The sequence below is a fragment of the Luteolibacter sp. genome (assembly GCF_039920825.1).
Classification (GTDB): domain Bacteria; phylum Verrucomicrobiota; class Verrucomicrobiia; order Verrucomicrobiales; family Akkermansiaceae; genus Luteolibacter.
This window is the reverse complement of sequence record NZ_JBDSCX010000059.1, coordinates 1-16999: the sequence shown is the minus strand read 5'-3', so window position 1 is coordinate 16999 and position 16999 is coordinate 1. Positions and strand designations below refer to the sequence as shown.

At 59.2% G+C, this 16999-nt stretch carries 11 protein-coding genes and 1 pseudogene; 6 read left to right on the top strand and 6 right to left on the bottom strand.

Annotated features, from left to right (window positions below; genetic code table 11):
- Positions 1 to 135: 135 nt before the first annotated feature.
- On the bottom strand, positions 136 to 2931 hold the full coding sequence (locus tag ABIQ96_RS17885) for a PSD1 and planctomycete cytochrome C domain-containing protein (protein WP_348215993.1): 2796 nt from the start codon (positions 2929 to 2931) through the stop codon (positions 136 to 138).
- Between ABIQ96_RS17885 and ABIQ96_RS17880 the strand changes: the two genes are divergently transcribed.
- The 5 genes from ABIQ96_RS17880 to yidC are packed head-to-tail and all read left to right on the top strand — an operon-like array spanning position 2919 to position 5934.
- Positions 2919 to 3146: a hypothetical protein gene (locus ABIQ96_RS17880; RefSeq protein ID WP_348215992.1), complete on the top strand. Its 228-nt coding sequence runs from the start codon at positions 2919 to 2921 to the stop codon at positions 3144 to 3146. The two genes, ABIQ96_RS17885 and ABIQ96_RS17880, sit on opposite strands and share 13 nt — an antisense overlap.
- A 10-nt stretch (positions 3147 to 3156) precedes the next feature.
- On the top strand, positions 3157 to 3342 hold the full coding sequence (gene rpmH, locus ABIQ96_RS17875) for a 50S ribosomal protein L34 (RefSeq protein ID WP_348215991.1): 186 nt from the start codon (positions 3157 to 3159) through the stop codon (positions 3340 to 3342).
- Positions 3343 to 3386: 44 nt separating this feature from the next.
- Positions 3387 to 3752: a ribonuclease P protein component gene (gene rnpA / locus ABIQ96_RS17870; protein WP_348215990.1), complete on the top strand. Its 366-nt coding sequence runs from the start codon at positions 3387 to 3389 to the stop codon at positions 3750 to 3752.
- Positions 3749 to 4054, top strand: a complete 306-nt coding sequence (gene yidD / locus ABIQ96_RS17865) for a membrane protein insertion efficiency factor YidD (RefSeq protein WP_348215989.1) — start codon at positions 3749 to 3751, stop codon at positions 4052 to 4054. The genes rnpA and yidD overlap by 4 nt, the downstream gene beginning before the upstream one ends.
- Positions 4055 to 4071: 17 nt before the next feature.
- Positions 4072 to 5934, top strand: coding sequence for a membrane protein insertase YidC (gene yidC / locus ABIQ96_RS17860; protein ID WP_348215988.1), 1863 nt, complete (start codon positions 4072 to 4074; stop codon positions 5932 to 5934).
- A 127-nt stretch (positions 5935 to 6061) separates the two neighbouring features.
- Here the strand turns inward: yidC and mnmA are convergent, their stop codons facing one another.
- The gene (mnmA, locus tag ABIQ96_RS17855) at positions 6062 to 7141 is read right to left on the bottom strand and encodes a tRNA 2-thiouridine(34) synthase MnmA (RefSeq protein WP_348215987.1); all 1080 of its coding nucleotides are present in this window, start codon (positions 7139 to 7141) and stop codon (positions 6062 to 6064) included.
- 77 nt (positions 7142 to 7218) lie between these two features.
- Between mnmA and ABIQ96_RS17850 the strand changes: the two genes are divergently transcribed.
- Positions 7219 to 8094 carry a YicC/YloC family endoribonuclease gene (locus ABIQ96_RS17850; protein ID WP_348215986.1) on the top strand — a complete coding sequence of 292 codons (876 nt, stop codon included), beginning with the start codon at positions 7219 to 7221 and terminating at the stop codon, positions 8092 to 8094.
- Between the two features lie 57 nt (positions 8095 to 8151).
- Here ABIQ96_RS17850 and ABIQ96_RS17845 read toward each other — a convergent pair whose 3' ends face one another.
- From ABIQ96_RS17845 to ABIQ96_RS17830, 4 genes and pseudogenes are all read right to left on the bottom strand, one after another.
- Positions 8152 to 8499, bottom strand: a complete 348-nt coding sequence (locus ABIQ96_RS17845; protein ID WP_348215985.1) for a Dabb family protein — start codon at positions 8497 to 8499, stop codon at positions 8152 to 8154.
- Between the two features lie 55 nt (positions 8500 to 8554).
- Complete coding sequence (locus tag ABIQ96_RS17840) at positions 8555 to 9025, bottom strand: hypothetical protein (RefSeq protein ID WP_348215984.1); 471 nt, start codon at positions 9023 to 9025, stop codon at positions 8555 to 8557.
- Positions 9026 to 9126: 101 nt separating this feature from the next.
- A complete protein-coding gene (locus ABIQ96_RS17835; RefSeq protein WP_348215983.1) occupies positions 9127 to 15579 on the bottom strand; it encodes a glycosyl hydrolase in 6453 nt (2150 codons plus the stop codon).
- 905 nt (positions 15580 to 16484) lie between these two features.
- A pseudogene (locus ABIQ96_RS17830) lies at positions 16485 to 16999 on the bottom strand (type I glyceraldehyde-3-phosphate dehydrogenase); the annotation flags it as partial.

Below are 16999 nucleotides of genomic sequence, written 5' to 3'. Positions count from 1 at the left end.
CCCGCTAGGATCCAGAACTTCAAACAAACAACCCCGACACATGAGTGTCGGGGTTGTTTGTTTTAAACCTCGTTCGCTATTCTGCTTTTCAGCTCTTCACGGCTTGGAGCCATTCGGAGATCGCCGTTTCCAAATTCAATGATTGAAGATGAACTCCTTCGAGTTCAACAGGGCCCAGAAGATGTCTTCGAGGGTCTCCTTAATCTGGGCGGGGGCCTTTTGGTCGGCGAGGGCGGTTTGTAACTTTTCCTTTTCCATGTCCGACGGCGGACGGCTCAGCACGGTCAGATAGAGATTTGAGATCACCTCTTCCGGAGTCTTTTTCTCATTGAGCATCGTCTCGACGAGCTTTCCCTGACGGATGCGGTCCTGGGTGGTGTCGCCGTTCAGAAGATGGAGCGCCTGCGACAGATTCGGCTCCATCTTGACCTCGCACGAACAAACCGTCGCCCGGGTGGCACGGCCGAAGGTCGTGAGGAAATAGTTGGTGGTATTGCCATCCGCAATCTGCACGGCGCGGGCTCCGGATGGCAGCCCTTTAAATTTGTTAGGAGTAGAGGTGACTTGGGAAATGCAGTCCAGCAACACTTCCGCACGAACCCGGCGGATCATCGCGTGGGAAAAGTTCCGGGTATCAGTGACGTTCGTATCATTCGTCCGGGTGGAAAGCTGATAGGTACGCGAGGTGCAGATATCGCGGACGAGCTTCTTGAAGTCATAATTATAAGAGACGAATTTTTCCGCAAGCGCATCGAGCAACTCGGGATTCGACGGTGGATTCGAGACGCGGACATCATCGACAGGATTGACGATTCCGACGCCGTTGAAGTGAGCCCACACGATGTTGACAACATTCTTGGCGAACCACGGATTCTCCGGCGAAGCAAGCCATCCGGCGACCGACTCACGTCTCGACTCGCCCTTGATGTCCGGTTGTGGGCCGCCGAGGAACTTGGGAGTCATGTTTTGCTTCGTGACCGGATTCTGGATTTCGCCGCCGCCATCGAAGATCACCCGTTCGCGCGGATCCTCGGCGGGTTTGCGTTTCACCTGTGCGAAGAACGCCGCGAAACTGTAGTAGTCATCCATCGTCCAGCGGTCGAACGGATGGTTGTGGCACTGGGCGCACTGGATGCGGGTGCCCATGAAGACTTGCGCGACATTTTCCGTTAGCTTGAGCACGTCGGCCTCGCTCTGGAAAAAGTTGGTGGCCGCGCTGGAGAAGGTTCCGCCTTTCGCCGACAGAAGCTCTTTCACGAGTTGGTTGAACGGGACGTTGCCGGCAATGCGTTCGCGCAACCACTGATAGTAGTTGAGCGCCGCCTTGTAGGAAACCTGCTGGCCATCCTTGTTGAAGGTGCGGATCTGGAGCAGTTCCGCCCATTTCATCACCCACATCTCGGTGAACTCCTTGCGGCCCAGCAGTTCATCGACCAGCACGTCGCGTTTTTCGGGGCGGGAGTCTGATAGAAATTTCGCGCGCTCCTCGATGGTCGGCGGCACCCCGACGATGTCAAGATAGACGCGGCGCAGGAACGACTCCTCGTCCGACATTTCCGACGGGATGATGCGCAGCTTGTTCAATTTCTCCGCGACAAGACCGTCGATGTAGTTGTGCGGATCGAACGCCGGACGCTGGTAAGCAAGATCCGCCGGGACAACGATGGCCTGCGAGCCTTCGGTGAAGGTGTGGAATCTCGCGAGCAGGAACGCCTCGCCACGATTCTTCGAGGCGGCGAGTCCTTCGCGGGCCATGATCGAGACGGAATTGTCATTGGAACTGGAAAACCGCGACAGCGTGGTGACATCGCGGTCCGTGCCGTCCGAGTAGCTGGCGCGGACGGTGAAAGGAATCCGCACGTCGCTTCCGGTTAGAACGATTTGTTTCGGCATGACCTCGATACCGGTGGGATGGGGAATCTCGCCTTCATCGTAGTTCGCACCATTGCGGATCCATTCGACCAAGGTCTGATAGAACGGACTGCCCGGTTTCATCAGCTTGCCACCCGTGTGGGGAACGGTCCCGATCGATTTGGTAAGGATCAGGGATTCCTCCGGCACGGCGAGATTGATGCGTCGTCCCGCCATTTCATTGGTCAGCCGGAAATGGTCGCCCTTGGGATCGAAGCCATACAGGGAAAGGTGGAATCCGTCCTGACCGCGGGCCGAGCCGTGGCAGGAACCCGTATTGCACCCGGCGGCGGTCAACACCGGCATCACGTCGAGTTGAAATGAAATCGGCCGGGGCTTCTCCGCATCCTTCACCACCACGGGAATCTCCGTTGTGAGTCCGCGGTAATCGATCTTCAAGCTGGTGGAGCCATCCTTTTTCGGAGTGAGCGAGGTGCCGGTCAAATGCGCGAACGAAGCATCAGCGAGCGTCAATTTCGACTGCTTGGTAATATCGTGGGTGGAGGCGTCTTTGAACCGCGCGATGACGATGACATGGTGAAAATCCGCCGAAGTCTCCAAGTTAACGGATTTAGGAAATGCTTCGATCGAGACGATTTGCGGATCGGGAGGGGCATCCCAGCGTGGAAGCGCCGTTTTCGCCTTGGGTGCCAGGATTTCTCCGTCGGGCCACGGCGCGCCTGCGGAAATCCAATCGCTGAGAGCGGTGATTTCATCGGGAGCCAATGGCTCGCTCTTCTTTTTCGGAGGCATCCGGTCGTCGTCATCGGCTGGCAAATGCAGGCGTTTGATCAGAGCGGATTCGTCGGGGCTGCCCGGTTTGATAGCCGCGCCGCCTTCTCCTCCGTGGAGCAAACCTTCGCGAGTGGTCATCAACAGATCCCCTTTCATCTGATCCTCGGTATGGCATTCCAAACAATGGATTTCCAAAACCTCCCGCGCCGCATCGAATGCGGGATTGGATTCGTAGGCGACCGCGAAGGACGGAAAACCTAGAAAAAGGAGCCATGAGAGACGCATCGCCTGAATACGCCATGCATCTGCAAATCATTGCAATGATCCAAATTCGCCTGAAAATCGACGATTCCGAGCTTTCCGGACACCGCCGGCTGGCGATGATTGCCCCGTCGAGAAAAAACGTATTTTTCACCCATTGGTGGGTTGACAACCTGCTTCCGGCGCCTAGAGTTCGCGCCCCGAGCCGGACACCGGACGGATTACGAACCTTTATTTGAGGCACACGCCATGAGCAAACGCACCTATCAGCCATCCAAGCGCACACGGAAAAACCAATTCGGCTTCCGGGCCCGCATGGCCACCAAATCCGGCCGCGACATTCTTCGCCGCCGCCGCCAAAAAGGCCGCAAGCGCCTTGTTCCCAAGGGCGTTGAGATTCAATACAGCCGTCACACGACGCAGCACGGCGGCTGAGGTTCCGCCTCGGCGCTGCCCCGGGAGTCCACCGCTTCCACGCCATGCGACTCCCGCGGACATGCAGCATGACCCGGCGCGAGGATTTCGCGCGGGTCAAGAACACCGGTCAGGCGAAAGCCGGCCGGTTTGTTATTTTAAGCACGCTGCCTGATCCCGGTCTGGCAACGATCCGCACCGGCTTCATCACCACCAAGCGCAGTGGCAAGGCGCATGACCGTTCCCTGCTCCGCCGCAGATTCCGCTCGCTCGTCCAGTCACACGCTCCCGAATTCGTGGAAATCCGCCGTTACTTAGTCACCATTGCCCGACCCGGTGCCTCGAAGGCGACCTTCGCCGAGCTTGAGGCGGACTGGGTGCGACAAGCCCGGCGGCTCGGCCTGTTTCCCCGTCCCGAAGAAAAATCGTGATCTCGCGATTCCTCAGCTTTCTGATCCGAGTCTTGATCCGTTTTTACCAGCGGATCCTCAATCCGATGCTGAAAGCGGTCTCCGGCCCTGCCATGGGCTGCCGCTACGAACCGACCTGTTCGAACTATTTCCTGCAAGCCGTTGAGCTCCACGGCCCCGTCCTCGGCTCGTGGTATGGAATTTGTCGGATTTTCCGCTGTCATCCATGGGGGGGCTGCGGTTATGACCCCGTCCCGTCGCCCCGAACTACAAAAGCGGCCGAACATTCCTGTTGCTGTCACGGCAAAACGCCGCACCCTTAAACTTTCCACCACGCCTCATGTACGATCGAAAAACTTGGGTGATCCTCACCCTCTGCGGTGCCCTGCTCGCCGCCAACGTCTATTATACCGGTAAAAACAACGTCGCTCGTGAACAGGAGCGCCTGCGCCAGGAGGAACTTCAGAAAAGCCTCGCGCCGCCGATTGATGTTCCTGTGACGACCACTGCCGAACTCACGGTGGAAACGCCTCCGCCGCCAACCGAGGAGAAAAAAGTCATCCTCGAAAACAAGGACGTGATTTTCACCCTCACCAACATTGGTGGCGGGATCAAATTCGCCGAATTCAAAAAGCAGTTCCAAGTCGGCAGCAAGACCGACCTCGTTCAGGTCAACCACTTCGGAGCCGGCCCCATCGGCGGACTGGCCGATGCCGGGCAAAACCTGCTGAACGCACCTGCCTACACTTACAAGGCCGAAGAATCCGAGGAAGGCAAGAAAGCAGTCTTCATCGCCAAGCTGCCATCCGGACTCATCGCCAAGAAGACCTTCTCGCTCGTTGATTCGGACAAACCCGGCTCCGACTATCTTCTCGATTTCGAACTCAAGCTCGAAAACGGCGCCTCCAGCGCGATCAACCTCAACCAGTGGAGTCTTTTTCTCGGCGAAGCCTCTCCGCTCTATCAGTCCGAGGTCGGCCAGCAAACCGGGTTCTTCTGGCGTGCCGACAACGGCATCACGTTCAAGGATGGGTCGGCATTCAAAGGCGGCATGTTCGGCTCCGCAAAATCCATTCTAACGAGTGACAGTGACAAGCCCGTGCAATTCGCGGGCGTCACCAACCAGTTCTTCGCCACGGTGATCCGGCCTAAGGAACCCTACGTCGGCAGCGTCTGGGCGAAACCTTCCCAAGTGAGTCTTACCGCCAACGCCAAATCCATCACCTCGGTTTACGGCGGCCTGCAGCTCCCAGCAGCGACGCTCGCCCCCAACGAACTGAAGACCTTCAACTACCTCGTTTTCGTCGGCCCGAAGGACAACACGATGCTCCGCAAAATGGACGGAGCTTGGGGTGACGGCTGGGGCGATGTGATGCAATACGGCTGGTTCTCGGTCGTTTCCCGCACCCTCAACTTTCTTCTCAATAAATATCATCTCCTCCTCAACCACGTCGCGAAAAACTGGTCGTGGGGACTCGCCATCATTCTTCTCACCATCACCGTCCGTGTCGTCATCTGGCCGCTGCATGCCAAGTCCACGCACACCATGAAGAAGATGGCCAAGCTCCAGCCGGAGATGGCCAAGATCAAGGAGAAGTATCCCGACGATCCGAACAAGGTGAACGCCGAGACGATGGGCCTCTATCGGAAATACGGCATCAACCCGCTCGGCGGCTGCCTTCCGATGTTCATCCAGATTCCGATCTTCTTCGGCTTCTATCGGATGCTCCAATACGCCGTCGAACTGCGCGGCCAGCCGTTCCTTTGGGTGCATGACCTTTCCCAGCCGGATACCCTCACCCACCTGGCCTTCCTCGGCGGCATTCCGTTCAACATCCTTCCCATCGTCATGGCGATCAGCAGCTTCCTGCAAATCCGCATGACACCGAAGACCGGCGATCCGATGCAACAGAAGATCATCATGTTCATGCCGTTCATGTTCTTCTTCTTCTGTTATAACTTCGCCTCCGCCCTCGCGCTCTACTGGACGACCCAGAACATTTTCTCGATCGGCCAGACCTGGCTGATGAGCAAAGTTCCCGAACCGGAACTCAAGGCCCGCACCACCAGCGACAAGAAGTCATTCGTCCAACGCATGGCCGAGCGCCAGGCCGAGATGCAAAAAACCAAGGCCAACGGCGGCATGCGCGACGTCACGCCCGATGCCAAGAAGAAGCCACGTCCGCCCCGCACCGGCGGCTGAAATCATCAGGAGGCACCACACTCTTGTGGTGCTGGCGAATGCAAAGCCCATGGAAAGCGCGAAGCTCTCTCATGGGCTTTTTCATTCTCCGCCACGACATGAGTGTCGTAGCTCCTCACCTGATTCCTCACTCCACGCTCTCGAAAACCCCGCCGCCTAACAATCTACCGCCTTCGTAGAGAGCGCAGATTTGTCCCGGCGCAATCGCCCGCTGGGGACGTTGGAATTTCAGCCGGACCTTCCCGCCATCCAGCGGTTCCAGCACCGCCGGCTCCGCCTTCGCCCGATAGCGCGGCTGGGCGTCGATCAAACGCTTGGTGTCGAACGGTTCGTTAATGGCGGAGAGCGTGCCCACCGTGCATTCCGTGGTATAGAGCCCTGCGGATTCCGGGACATCCCAGCCGACGATCAACCGGTTCTTATCCTGATCTTTGCCGACCACCACGTAGGCCATGCCATCGCGCGGCGAGGCTACACCGTGGCCTTTTCTCTGACCCAACGTGTAAAGATGCAGTCCGCGATGTTCTCCCAACACCTTTCCCGAGGGATCAACGATTTCCCCCGGCGTGTCGGCGACGTAGTGTCGCAGGAAATCGCTCATTTTCACCTGACCGAGGAAACAAATCCCTTGGCTGTCCTTCTTTTCCGCCACCGGCAGGTTGAAACGCCGCGCGACTTCGCGGACTTGCGGCTTGAGCATTTCCCCGGTTGGAAAAAGCGCATGCGCCGCCTGGTGCTGGGTCATCAGCGAGAGAAAATAACTCTGATCCTTGTTAGGATCCGCCCCGCGCAAGATCGCTGCGGATCCATCAGCCAGTGTCCGCCGCCGGGCGTAGTGCCCGGTCGCCACGTGTTCGAATCCCTGTGACAGCGCGTAGTCGAGAAACACGCCGAATTTCATTTCGCGGTTGCACCAGACATCCGGGTTCGGCGTCACCCCGGAGCGATATCCCTCCACCAGATAGTCGACGATCCGGTTTTTGTAGGAGTCGATCAGATCAATCACCCGGAACTCGATGCCCAGCGATTTCGCCACCGCCCTGCCGTCCTCGATGTCCTGCTCCCATGGGCAATCTCCCGGAATTCCCTCGTCGTTGATCCAGTTCTTCATGTAGCCCGCCGCCACGTCGTGGCCCTGCTCCACCAGCAGCGCCGCCGCCACCGCGCTGTCCACTCCACCCGAGAGCCCCACCAAAACCTTCGCCATGCGGGAGACTCATCTCAAAACCCGACGCTGAAAACTGAAAACTTGCCGGGGATCACCCCATCCTCCATCACTGGTCCATGCATTCAATGACAGGATTCGGCCGGGGAGCGGCGGCGACGGACGCGTGGCAGGCCAGCGTGGAAATCAGCTCAGTCAACCGCAAGCAGGCCGAAGTCGTCGTGCAGGCTCCCCGTGAGTTGAACGAGCTGGACGCCCGCATCCGCAAGGCCGTGCTCGCCGTGGTTTCGCGGGGCCGGATCCAAGTTTCGATCAACGTCGAGCGCCCGCAAGGGGCCGCCGCCGACTTCCGGATTGATCCCGCTCTGGCACTGGCGTTTTCCTCCGCCTTCACCGAACTAGGTAATACCGTGGGCTACCCGGTTCTTCCCGCCGCCGCGGATTTCCTGCGGCAGCCCGGCATCATTTCCACCGGCAATTGCGAGATCGACGCCGAAGCCGCGTGGCTTGCCATCGAGCCGGCCCTAACGGATGCGCTCGTCCAACTCGCCGCGATGCGTGCCAGCGAAGGAGATCATCTCAAAACGGATTTCCTCACCCGCCTCGGCATACTCGATTCCTTTGCAAAAAAAATCGCCACCGAAGCACCCGGCCGCCCGATCCGCCAGCGCGAGTTGTTAGCCAAACGGCTGCGCGATGCCGGCCTCGAACTCGATCCCGCCGACGAACGCGTCGTGAAGGAAATCGCGCTCTTCGCCGACCGCTGCGATGTCAGCGAGGAAATCACCCGGCTCGATTCCCATTTCGCCAAATTCCGTGAATACCTCGAAGCCGCGGAGCCACCGGGCCGCGCCCTGGATTTCCTCTGTCAGGAACTTTTCCGCGAGTTCAACACCATCGGCTCGAAGGCCAATGACGCGTCCATCGCCCAGACCATCGTCGAGGCGAAGACCGAGTTGGAGAAAATCCGCGAGCAGGTGCAGAACGTGGAGTGAGCATAGGGGGCGGGGACGTCTCGTCCCCGCGCATGGACGAGACGTCCATGCCCCTTATCACTCCGTCTTCGCCGTGTAATCGAAGACGAACGCCTTCTCCAGCAGCGGCTTTAGTTTCGCGCCGAATGCCTTGTGGGCTTCGTGCGGCAGATAGGCTTCAAGTCCGGCCTTATCCTTAAAGCTGACGAAGAAGCAATGCGTGTAGCCGTCGTTGAGCTTCTCCACACTCTCGCTGGTGCCCCACTCGTAGCCGATGACGGTCGGGATCTTCTTGGGCAGCTCGGCGAAGGCCTTCTCAATTTCCTTCACTTGTTCCGGTGTGGCGTCCGGTTTGAATTTGAAAAACACGACGTGGCGGAATTCGCTTCCGGCGAGGGCGCTGGCGACAGTGAGGGCGGCGGACATGGCGGTAATGAGCAAGGTTTTCACATGCCCTGCTTCTCACCCGGTCTCAAAACTGTCAAGCCAGCGGCAATTTCATCCCCGCGAGATCGCGGTCCTCTCTAGCGGATTCGAGATAGCTCTCGTCCATTTCAATCGCCTGCTTCAGATGGCTCCGCGCGCGCGGTCCATCACCCAGAGTCCACAGATAACAGGCGAGGTTGTAGTGGAAAATCGCCATTTCAAACAAAGTCTTCGGTCCGCGCAGGAGTTGGTTGCAGGCAGCGAGCGTGTCTCCCGTTTCGTGAAGGCAGAACGCGGCCCGCAGGAAAAACTCCGGAACATCCTCTGCCTTCAAACAAAGCAGGCGTGCCGTTTCGGATGCCGCGTTCCAATGCTCGCGTTCCATCTGTGCCGCCAGTTTCAACTCCAGCGGCCCCCGCAACATCTGCACTTCGACAGGCAGCGCCTGAAGCTCGTAAAGAGCCTCGTCCGCAAGCCCGAGTTCCAACCAACCGGACGCCGCACGTAACGTTTTTGTCACCACCATTGGCGTGATACTACTAAAAGCCCGGCCCGTGGCAATCTTTCAGCCCTCGTTTTTCATTTCAAAAAAAACGCCATCCGCAACCGCTGACGTTGAGCCCCGGATCAATGTTCGACTTTCAGTTTCAGGAAACGCTTCGGCCGCACGGGATCGCCTGGCTGGAACACATCCCCCACCGTTACGGAACGTATCGCACCTTCACCACTTTCATTGATAGTGGCACCGGTAGGATTCCCGTTGAGCTCGGCGGTGAAGGCCGAGCCTCCCGCACTCCGGGCAATTTCCTCCCATGGACCCGAGGCAAGATCGTCGGTTCCCCATACATTCATCACCACGTCGGTTGCGGTCGTGTTGCGGGTAAAGTTGATGGTCAATTTTTCACCATCCATCGAGACATGGGGACCCGCCGTCGCATTCGATAGGTTCGGATCGGAGCCAAGGGCATACTCCAGCACGTTAGTTAGACCATCCGTGTCGGGATCGGAACCATCGGCAGCGTCGCCGGCATTATCGGTCGTGCCGAACTTCAGTTGACGCCATGTCTCGCTGGCTGATAGAGCACGTGCGCCCGCTTCGCTGGAGTCGCTGCTTTCGCCCAAGGGGTTCACCGCGGACACGACGTAGTAATAGGTGTGGCCGACGGTGAGCCCGGCGTCGGTGTAGCTGGTCGCGGTGACACCGGTGGCGATGGTATCGTAGATGTTGCCCGATTCGGTCGAGCGCTTGATATTGTAGCTGGTGACCGAGGGCGAGGCGGTCCAATTCAGCCCGATCGACGAGGTGCCGCCGGTCGCGACCAAGTTGGCCGGAGCGACTGGTGGAATGGCCACGGTGACCGACAGCGTGCCGCCGCTCGCCACGAACGCGCAGCCGTAACCGGCGGGAATGGAGCCCCCCGTGAAATTCGCCTCGCTGATCCCGGTCGCGCCGGTGACGATCGGATAGGTCCCCGGAGCGAACCCGGCCAGGGCGTCGAGGTTGACGGTGACGATGCCGTTGACCGAGAAAGCGCTGCCCACGGCAAGCTGGCCCGAATTGGTGCCCAGTCCCACCTTCAACATGCTTCCGTCTTCCAGTGCCAGCGCTCCGGCGAGGGTGAGCACGCCGCCATTGCCGTTGCCAGGCAGGAGCGAGCCTCCGCTGGCGACGGTGACCGAACCGCTGTTAGTTCCGGTGCCCGCGAGCGTGCCGCCGTTGTTGACCGCCACCGCGCCGGTGCCGGTCAAGGTGCCGTTCACCATCAGCGTGCCTCGGTTCACCGCGGTGCCGCCGGAGTAGTTGTTAGCGCCGAGGATGGTGAAAGTTCCGGTCCCGACCTTGGTGAGAGCGACCACCTTGGTGGTACCATTGTTGAGATTGCCGGCGATCGAAGTGTTAGTGCCCAGGTTACCCACTTCCAGGGTCGTGGTGCCGGTGGCGCTGTTGCCGCCGCGGATGTTGCCGCCGGTGCTGGCCAGTGAGCCCATCTTCACCGTGTAGTTGCCGTTGAGGGCGAATATCAGTTCGCCCGCGCTGAGATTGTAGGCAGCGTCCGGGCTGCCCGAGGTTGCCGAGTTGAACTGCGTGTTGTTGCTTGCCGCACTGTGGGTGAAGCTGCCGCTGAATCCGGAGTGGTCGCCGGTTAGGACGATGGTATTGGCGGTGTCGTTGAGGATAATGCCGGAACCGGAAACGGCACTCGTGCTGGTCAGGTTGTTGCCGTTGAAGGTCAGCGTGCCGCCGCTATGGATGACGATGGCGCTGCTATTGAGAGCGGTGGGAGTCGCGACCAGTTTGCCCGAACTGATGCGGGTTCCTCCGGTATAGGTGTTCGCTCCGGAAAGTGTCACCGTGCCCTGCCCGGCGATCGTCACCGAACTGGCGGCCGGTCCATTGGCAATGACACCAGTTAGCGCGAGACCCGCGCCGCCCGATCCGAGAACCAGCTCGTTGTTGTTAGCCGTGCCGATGATGACGCCGGGATTGTAGGTCCAGAGTCCGCCACCGGCGTTCATCATGCCGTTGATCGTCATCGTCGCGCCGGAGCCAACCGTGTAGGTGGTCGCCGCGGCACCGGTGTAGCGCAACGTCTTGGCCACGCGGCTCACGCCCATGTTCAAGGTGGCACCGGAAACATCATAGTTGACCGTGTTCGCGCCCGGAGCGGTCCAGAGAGACGTGGTCAAAGTCGTCGCCGTCGTATAAGGCGCGATATTGCCACCGCTAACGGTTCCGAAAGTAAAGCCTCCCGATCCGCCATTGGCTGCCGCGCCAGCGCTTTTCACCATCGCCCATGGTCCGATGATGCCGTCCGTGAGCGGAAGCGCGGCGGTCACCGTGCCGGTGTTGGTGCTCTTATCGACGAGGAGCGTGGAGCCTGCGCTGCGGGAGAAACTTCCGCCAAGTGTTAGTGCTCTGCCGGCGGCCACCTTCCAAGTCTGGCCTGCTCCGAGGGTCAGGCCGGAGGAGATCGTTAGATCTTGCGTCGCCGTGCTCAGGTCGATGCCGCCGCTGCCGAGGGTGAGTGAATTTCCAGGGGCAACGCTGACGGAGCCACCGGTTGCCCCCACGACCATTCCATTCCAGCCCACATCCGATCCGAGAGTGACGGAGTTCGCTCCGGCGAGGCCTGTCCATCGTGCCGTGTCGAAAGCATCGGGGACCACGGCACCCACCCAACTTCCAGTTAGATTGAGTGGGATCGCATTGTCCGCCTTGTTGATCGTAGCTGGCAAGTGAGGCGTCGCGACGATTTCCGCCGTCGGCGGGCTTTCTCCCGTGGGACTCACCGCGACCACCACGTAGAAATATGTGGTGCCGTTTGCGACGGACCGGTCGCTGTAGCTGGTGCCGACCACGTCAGAAGCAACGATTTCGTAGGGCCCGCCACTTTGTGTCGAACGGAGGACATTGTAGCCGGCGGCTTCCAAGACGGCATTCCAGGCAAGCGCCAAACCGCCGGGCATCACGGAAACGGCGAGGCCTGTGGGAGCCGACGGCGGCAGGGAGCCGGCAGGCGAATAGAACATTTTCAAGCCGGCCGAGTTTTGCTGGAGGTAAAAACTGCCGTAACCCGCGAGGGAATGGCCTGCCGAGTCGGTGCTGACCGTGCCGAGAGCGAACGTGCCGGTCATTCCGGTGCTCGTCAAAAGCTGCCAGTTATGCGCCGTCGTCCAGAAGACATTGGTGAAATCAACGCTGCTGCCCGGCCCGTTGAAGACGAGGTTGAGGCCCGCACCGCTGGTGACGCTGACCGCGGCTGCGGTGAGTTTTCCGGCGGTGCCGCTGTTAGCAGTCAGCGACCAGCCCAAGCGTGAGCCATTGGCAAAGGTGGTGGTTCCCTTAACACTGCCGGTGCCGGTGAGTGTCGCGCTGTTAGCCACCGTGACCGCACTGCCCGCGGCCAGCGAGCCGTTGACCGCAAGCGTGCCGGCGCTGACAGTCGTCGCGCCGGTGTAAGAGTTCACTCCACTCAGGATCAAAGTGCCGCTGCCTGCTTTAACACGCGCGCCGGTGCCGCTGACCACACCGCTGAACTCCGTTTGATTGCTGACCGTGAAGGTCTTGGTTAGACTGCCTCCGTTGACCGCGCCGGTGAACAGCAAATTGCCTGTGCCGTTGAAAGCGGTATCGACGCTGAAGGAGATCGCATTGCCGACCGTGCGCGCGGTGGCATCCGATGACCGGAGGGTTCCGCCTCGCAGATCTAGGGTGCCCGTTCCGAAAGCGGCGTTGTTGCCGATTGCCAAAGTGCCCGTGCTCAACGTCGTGGTGCCGGTGTAGGTGTTAGCCCCGGAGAGTGTCCATGTTCCGGAGCCCGCCTTGGTGAGCGCGGTGGTGGTTCCTCCGTTAGAAATAACGCCGGAGACTTCCCCCGTGCCGCCGGTGGATCCCTGCAAGGTCAGCGTCTTGGCGACACTGGCGCTCGAGGCGGTGTTGGCGGTCAATTTCAGCAGCCCGCTCCCCGACTGATCGATCACCATGCCCGGAGTGCCGAGCCCGCCATTGAAAGTGAAGACGCGCGCCGTCGTCTCTCCGGTGCCGGTGTAAATCAGATTTCCGGTGTCGCCTCCGCCTCCCATGCGGATCACCGAGGGGGTTCCGAGGGCGTTGCCGATCGAGGGCACGCTGACGGAGGTGCCGCCGTAAACGACGAGCTCTCCCGTCATCGTATTGGCTCCGGTTAGCACGAGCCGGCCACCTCCTCCCACATTGATGGTGGCGCTGCCTGAGATCACACTGCCAACAGTCAGATTATTCGGCGAATTGTTAGCCCAAGTCTGATTGGCACCGAGCAGCACCTGACCGCTGGTGTTGATGGTGGTGGCCCCGGCTCCGCTCAAAACATCGATGCCACCCGCACCAATCGTTAGATTCTCGATGCCGCCGATCCCCACTGCCGACGGACTGGCCACGGTCAGACCTTCGATCGAGAAATCGGCGCCCAGTGTAGTGTTGGAAGAGTTGCTGGCAACGGTGGAAAAATTCACCGTGGTATTGGCGGCAGGCGATTGACCGGCATCGATCGCTCCACCGGCTTGCGTGGCCCAGTTCGTATTGCCTGCGTTGTTAGCACTCCAATTTCCATCCACATCGCCCTTCCAGTGGGCCGTGAACGGCGGCAGGGTGTTTGCCATCAGCGCTGCGATTTGCGTGTCGGTCATGGCGGAGTCGGCGATCGTGACATCGTCAAGCTTGCCGTTGAAAAGCGGATCGGCGGCCCACTGGCTTTTGCCAAGATAGTTCTCCATCGTGCCGGACAAGGCCGGGTCCGGGAGCGTGCCCTGCACCTGCTGGACGCCATTCAGGTAGAGTTTCGCGGTGCCGCCTTGAATGGTGACGGCGACGTGCTGCCAGCTTCCCGTGGGGAGTGAGGTGGTCGAAATCGTGGTGGTAGTGCCGGAGCCGTTCCGGAGTCCGGCGCGCATCTGGCCGCTGGCGTCCGGCGACAAAAAGAAATACTGGGTGGTGTCGTTGCCGAAGTCGAAGATGCGCTGGTTGGTCGCCCCACCCTCCCAATAGACCCACGAGGCATAGGTGAAGGAATTGCTGTTAGCAACCGCCGCAGGCAGTTTGACGTGATTGTTGGTGCCATTGAATTGAAGCGCCTGTCCGTGCTGGCCCGCCGCATAGGTGGGAGTTCCATAACAGACGCCGCCGTTGTCGTAGCCCGAGGTGTCCCGCGTGTTGCCATCGAGCGGCAACCGCACGACGCCCCGTTTCACTGCCATGGGATATTCTTCCTGGAGGTAACCGATGGGAGACTGCTGATCGCGATAAACAGCACCCGCGGGCGTGAGGCTGCCATCGTTGTAAACCATCGTGCGAACGGCCTCGACGTTGCTATAGACGGCGTAGCGTTCGATCCATGGAGTGTTGTCCATCATGTCGATGAAACTGTTAATGACGCTGGCGTTGCCCGTGTAGCTGGGATCTCCGCAACCGGTCCAGTTGGCACCATTGTTGAACTCGGTGACCCACACCGGCTTTCCCGTGCGATCGTGGATTTCCTTGAGCCAGTTGTAGAGAGAAGACGCTGTGTAGCCGCAGCTGTAAAAGTGAATGGTGACATAGTCCACCCGCAGGTTCGCTGCCGCGGCCTTGTCCATGAATTCGTAAAGCCACCAGCGGCCGCCATCGGTGCAGGCCGGCGATCCCACGCGCAGGCCGGTTGCTAACAATTCCGGCCAGGCGGCGATGGCTGCATCGCGGGAACCGTTGCTCAAACTGGTATAGGAATCTTCGACCGAATTATCCGGTTCATTGTAGCCGGAAAAGTGGGTAACATTCGTTTTGTCGGTCGGATTAGCAGGCCAATAGCGTTGCTGTTTGATAGGCACGTATTCCCAGTTCAACGTCGAGTTCTGGTCGTTGTTCCAATTGTAGAACCACGCGGCGTTGAGCTTGTCGGCCGCCACATCACAGGAACCTTTTTTCGAAACCCAACGCCATGGGAAAACTCGGACAAACTGAATGGAATTTTCCAAGCTGCCAGGCATGGCACCGACCGTGACATCGTTGTCCTGGGCGATGTAAACCTTGCTGGTTCCAGTCCCGTCAGCAGAAGTGCCAAAGGTCGCCATGTAGCCCCGCTTGAGTTTGAAGGAACTGATATTGCCATACATGACTCCCAATTCCCCGGCGGTGTCATAGTAGGTATAGAGGCTATACAATTTTGAGTCGCCGGTGAATTTGGGACCGGTGAAGGTTTCCAGCGGTTGCTCGGCGTTGGTGAACGGGATGATGACGGTTCCCATCGCATATTGGACGACGCGCACGTTGGTGCCATGCACCGCCGTCACGCCGTTCACTTTGATCTGGCCGAGGTAGTCGTCAGCCGTGTTCGGCCGGATATTATCGAACCACAACCACGAGTCGTGGGAGTTGAGATTGATGATGCTGCCCGCGATCGGATTGCTCGATCCGGTGACGTGCAACTCGGATTTTCCGGTCATGGTGACCGTGGTGTTCGTCAGCGTGGCATAGCTTTGCACGCTGTCGGCAACGGTGAGGGTCTGAGCGTTTGCGCAAAGGGGCCAGAGGGTGAACCAAAGGAACGCGAGTGATCGATTGAACATAAAACGGTGGGTTTGGTCCTTATTATGAACTGTCTGCGAAATAGTTTCCTTAACATTTTACAGCCATTTTTGGGGATGGCGGAAAAGGAACCCGTGGCGATCAAACGTCCTCCACCCCGCCCGCGATTCAACCTCAGGCCAGATGCTAAAAAAAACGGCAGCCCTCGCGGACTGCCGTTTTTGGATAGTTTTTTGAAATCCGGAATCAGATTCCCTTTTTCACGACGTCCGTGAGGAGGTCGGTGGACAAGCGGGCAGCGTGTTGCCCATCTCATGCAGGCAGTAGGCGGAGCGCAGATTTCAAACCCTCAGAACGTCTCAAAAAAAACTCCCGAACCACCCGCGCCGAGGGAGGGAATCCTCGCTGCTCAGGTCGTCCGCTGTGCCCTCAACTCCATCGGGTCCGTCGCTCGTAACTTCTGGCGTGGAGGGATTTTGCAGCCCCGGAAAGCGATAGCAGTAAGCCTTTCCCCACGGGTCGTGAATTTCACTGGTCATGGTTTGCGACCATTTCGCGGGAATCGACCCGGTGGTGGGTTTTTCAATCAAGGCCTTCAAGCCCTGTCCTGTTGTGGGGAAGGTTCCGGCGTCGAGTCGATACATCTCAAGAGCCGTTTGGAGGGAAGCGAAATCCGCCGGGGGGCCCAGGCGGCAATGTGTTCCGCCATTCCGGAGACTCCTCTGAGCAAAATAGCAAACCAAACCGAATGCGATTACGGAGGCGATGGCACAGTTACCAACTCCATCGACGATGCCGCGCTCGTAATGTTTAGCCATTCTCTTTTATGAAACCCGGAGACGCCCGGGTTTGTCGAAAACGACCTGCGTTCCCAGTTCAACCAGCGCAAAAAAAACGGCAGCCCTCGCGGACTGCCGTTTTTTGATAGATTTCAGAAATCGGAAAATCAGATTCCCTTTTTCACGACGTCCGTGAGGAGGTCGATGACGCGGTTGGAGTAGCCCCACTCGTTGTCATACCAGCTGATAAGCTTGAAGAACGTGGAGTTCAGCTCGATCGAGGAGCCGGCGTCGAAGATCGACGAGCTCTTGTCGTGGATGAAGTCGGTGGAAACCACTTCGTCTTCGGTGTAGGCGAGGATGCCCTTGAGGTAGGTCTCGGAAGCGTTCTTGAGCGCTGCCTTGATTTCCTTGAGGGAGGTTTCCTTGGTCGTCTTCACGGTGAGGTCCACTGCCGAAACGGTCGGGGTCGGCACGCGGAACGCCATGCCGGTGAGCTTGCCAGCCACTTCAGGGCAGACAAGGGCGACAGCCTTCGCAGCACCGGTGGTAGACGGGATGATGTTGATCGCGGCGGAACGGCCACCTTTCCAATCCTTCTTGGAAGGACCATCGACCGTCTTCTGGGTCGCGGTGTAGGAGTGGATCGTGGTCATGAGGCCTTCAGCGATGCCGAAACCTT

Excerpts from the sequence above, each read along its gene's own strand:
- ABIQ96_RS17880 (WP_348215992.1), top strand. The coding sequence starts at position 2,919 with ATGAGAGACGCATCGCCTGAATACGCCATGCATCTGCAAATCATTGCA.
- ABIQ96_RS17885 (WP_348215993.1), bottom strand. The coding sequence starts at position 2,931 with ATGCGTCTCTCATGGCTCCTTTTTCTAGGTTTTCCGTCCTTCGCGGTC.
- rpmH (WP_348215991.1), top strand. The coding sequence starts at position 3,157 with ATGAGCAAACGCACCTATCAGCCATCCAAGCGCACACGGAAAAACCAA.
- rnpA (WP_348215990.1), top strand. The coding sequence starts at position 3,387 with ATGCGACTCCCGCGGACATGCAGCATGACCCGGCGCGAGGATTTCGCG.
- yidC (WP_348215988.1), top strand. The coding sequence starts at position 4,072 with ATGTACGATCGAAAAACTTGGGTGATCCTCACCCTCTGCGGTGCCCTG.
- mnmA (WP_348215987.1), bottom strand. The coding sequence starts at position 7,141 with ATGGCGAAGGTTTTGGTGGGGCTCTCGGGTGGAGTGGACAGCGCGGTG.
- ABIQ96_RS17850 (WP_348215986.1), top strand. The coding sequence starts at position 7,219 with ATGCATTCAATGACAGGATTCGGCCGGGGAGCGGCGGCGACGGACGCG.
- ABIQ96_RS17845 (WP_348215985.1), bottom strand. The coding sequence starts at position 8,499 with ATGTCCGCCGCCCTCACTGTCGCCAGCGCCCTCGCCGGAAGCGAATTC.
- ABIQ96_RS17840 (WP_348215984.1), bottom strand. The coding sequence starts at position 9,025 with ATGGTGGTGACAAAAACGTTACGTGCGGCGTCCGGTTGGTTGGAACTC.
- ABIQ96_RS17835 (WP_348215983.1), bottom strand. The coding sequence starts at position 15,579 with ATGTTCAATCGATCACTCGCGTTCCTTTGGTTCACCCTCTGGCCCCTT.